The sequence below is a fragment of the Psychroflexus tropicus DSM 15496 genome (assembly GCF_000378765.1).
GTDB lineage: Bacteria > Bacteroidota > Bacteroidia > Flavobacteriales > Flavobacteriaceae > Psychroflexus > Psychroflexus tropicus.
In genome coordinates this window covers 1-3,089 of sequence record NZ_KB905349.1, presented here as the reverse complement: position 1 = coordinate 3,089, position 3,089 = coordinate 1, and the positions used below count along the sequence as shown (strand labels likewise).

The window sequence follows — 3,089 nt, the reverse complement described above, 5'->3', positions numbered from 1 at the left end:
ACCTACAACAGAGTGTATAGCTCATTGCGACTGAATTTTCTACCGAAAATTCCACGCAATGTCCTATCTTTCAGCCACGGCTGAAAGATGTGCGCCAGTTTGCTCGCAACGAAGCCATACACACGAACGTTGTGCGTAAGTTAACTCAACCGTATGGAAAAACAGAAATTAAATAAAAATGTTGATGAGAATAACTTAAAACACACTTTCAAGAATATTCTATTGCTTGAGAAATTATTTATTTCAGAAATTAAAAAGATTTACGGAATTGAAAGTGGAATAACGGAAATAAACCACTACATAATGTCAATAACCAATAGAGCGATTTCTTTAAATAGAGGTTTCGTTACTCTTGCGGAATCTAATAATTATCAAACCGCAATTTCATTGATGCGATTGCAAATAGATAATTGTTTAAGATTATATGCTTTGAGCTTGTACCCTAATTCGAGTGAATTTTATGAAAAAGTACTAAACGGAGAACATATTAGAAATTTAAAAGACAGAGATGGAAATAAAATGACAGACAATTATTTAGTCACAAAAATTGATAAGATTTTTCCCCAATTTAAATCTTTGTACAAGAAACTTAGTGGACATATTCATTTTTCATCTGAGCATTTTCATTTTAATAACAAAATCGAAAATGAAACATTATCTGTGTCTGTAGGAAATATTGAAAATTTGACAATTGCAGAGAAAGTAGATTACACATTTAATATGTTTCTGCTTGGAAAAGACCTTTTGTCAATAATCACTGAATATAGAATGGAAATTACAAACTGAAAAAAACCTACGCACAACAATGGCTATAAGTAATTGCTTGTTCTCGCCTACTTCTGAAAATCCGCGAGGATTTTCAGCTTTATTTGTATTTGCAAAGTTAAGTGCTAATCCACGCAACTACTCATAGCCTAGACCGTTGTAGGTAAATTGATCAAAAAATACTGTGTGAAAGAATTTCATTAATTGCTTGGTCTGATAAACGAAAAGTCAGTCGGCTGAGTGGAAGATTTAAAACGGAAATTTACGACTGAATAGTTTGTTTTGTGTCTCAAACAGCTCAATGGATTTCGGCGCCAGAGCAGCTGAAATGATGATCGAAATTAATTGTTGACTGATTTGTCACCTCTGCTCGACTCCGATTTTTAGAATTATAAAAATGTCATTAGTAAACCGAATCTTAATAAAATCTACCTACAACAGAGTGTATAGCTCATTGCGACTGAATTTTCTACCGAAAATTCCACGCAATGTCCTATCTTTCAGCCACGGCTGAAAGATGTGCGCTAGTTTGCTCGCAACGAAGCCATACACACGAACGTTGGGCACAATATGAAAAAATCACTAACCATAATATTAATCGGAATTCTATCAATGGGATTATTTAGCTTTTTAAAAAAAGAGAAAAAGACTGAATCAAACACAAATTCAGCAATTTTAGGAATGGTTCTTTTAGAAGACCCAAATTCATTTGACTTAAAAGGGACTGTCAATGAATTAAAAGTAAAATGGAAACTAAAAGTAAATGACAATGACGCTGATGACAAAGCTGCTGTATTAGTAATTGGAGAATATAATGTTGCTATAGCAAATATTCCAGCTGCAATTCCAGAAGGAGAAGTTGAAAGAACAGCTGAATACAATTATTTCTGGGAAAACGGAATTGAAGAAACATCTAAACATAAAGGACATATTGTATTATCAATTATGAATGCTGGAAAAAATCCAGTTCAAGAAAACTTATTATATAGTAAAATTGCTTCGGCAGTTATGAATAATAGCAAAGCAATTGGAATTTATTTTGGAGGTAGAACTTTAGTTCTAAAAAAAGACTTCTATCAAGCCAATGTGGAAATGATGAGCGAAGAAGACCTTCCTTTGTACAATTGGATTTACTTCGGTTTAAGAAAAGAAAATGGAAAACAATCTGTATATACATACGGACTTGCTGACTTTGGTAAAATGGAAATGGAAATTGTTGAATCCGAAAACTCAATAGAAGAATTGAATGAAATGATGTTCAATTTAGCTCATTATGTTATAGCTTATAATGTCACGTTAAAAGATGGAGAAACGATTGGAATTTCGGCTGAACAAAAACTAAAAATTTCCGAATCAAAAGGAAAGTTCTTGGAAGGAAAAACATTGAAAATAGAATATTAAAAATACTGTGCCCAACAATGGCTATAAGTAATTGCTTGTTCTCGCCTACTTCTGAAAATCCTCGCGGATTTTCAGTTGGGTGTGTACTTGCAAAGTTAATCGCTAACCCACGCAACTACTCATAGCCTAACCGTTGTGCAACATATAAACCGACCTGAAAATTAATGACAAACCGAACATTAACTACGCTGATTTTAAGAATAGCTGGAATTTATTTATTCACTAAAATTTTTGACCATTTTGGAACTTATTTCTTTTCGGTATACGGAACGGCGACAATGGCTAGATTTGATGAATTATTAAGTGAACCAATTGACAAATTCTATTTCACAGGAACATTTTTGACAATTGCCAATATTGTTGTTTCATTATTCCTTTTCATAAAAGCGGACTGGATTTCTAAAAAATTTGTAAAAACGGAAAGCGAGATCAAAACCGAACTGAATCCAAAATCACTGACAAAAGTGATTTTATTGACAGTCGGAGTTGTTTGGTTAGCGAAAATGATTTACCTACTACCTGACTTGATTGAATATTGCACAAAACTAATTTCGAGACTAAATGGTAACGAAGAAATTGAAATGCCTGATTTTGCTTTAGCTAACTATATTCTAAAAGCAGTTTTGACACTTATAATAATATTCCGAATTGAAAAAATATCGAATTGGATAATAAAGAAAATATAAAATACGTTGCACAACAATGTATAACCGCAATTACGGCGGATTCGACTACGTCCGAATCCACTCGAAATTGCTAACGCCAGTTATTAACCGAAAAACATTAACTTTAATCCCGTAACTGACGGTTATACGAGACCGTTGTAGGTAAATTGATTGAAAAATATTGTATAAATTAATTTCAATTATTGATCTGAATAAAGGAAAGTCAGTCGGCTGAATGGAATGATTAAAATGCCATTT

General features: G+C 32.8%; 3 protein-coding genes. All 3 read left to right on the top strand.

Features of this window, described 5'->3' with window-relative positions; all coding sequences use genetic code 11:
* Window positions 1-153 precede the first annotated feature (153 nt).
* The 3 genes from F598_RS0113995 to F598_RS14685 all read left to right on the top strand — a co-directional run bounded on the left by F598_RS0113995 (window position 154) and on the right by F598_RS14685 (window position 2,852).
* A complete protein-coding gene (locus F598_RS0113995) occupies window positions 154-786 on the top strand; it encodes a hypothetical protein (RefSeq protein ID WP_019039700.1) in 633 nt (210 codons plus the stop codon).
* Between the two features lie 549 nt (window positions 787-1,335).
* Window positions 1,336-2,166 (top strand): DUF4261 domain-containing protein, encoded by an 831-nt coding sequence (locus tag F598_RS0113990; protein WP_211209329.1) that lies wholly within the window; start codon window positions 1,336-1,338, stop codon window positions 2,164-2,166.
* Between the two features lie 164 nt (window positions 2,167-2,330).
* A complete protein-coding gene (locus tag F598_RS14685) occupies window positions 2,331-2,852 on the top strand; it encodes a hypothetical protein (RefSeq protein ID WP_033408733.1) in 522 nt (173 codons plus the stop codon).
* The last annotated feature ends 237 nt before the right edge of the window (window positions 2,853-3,089 follow it).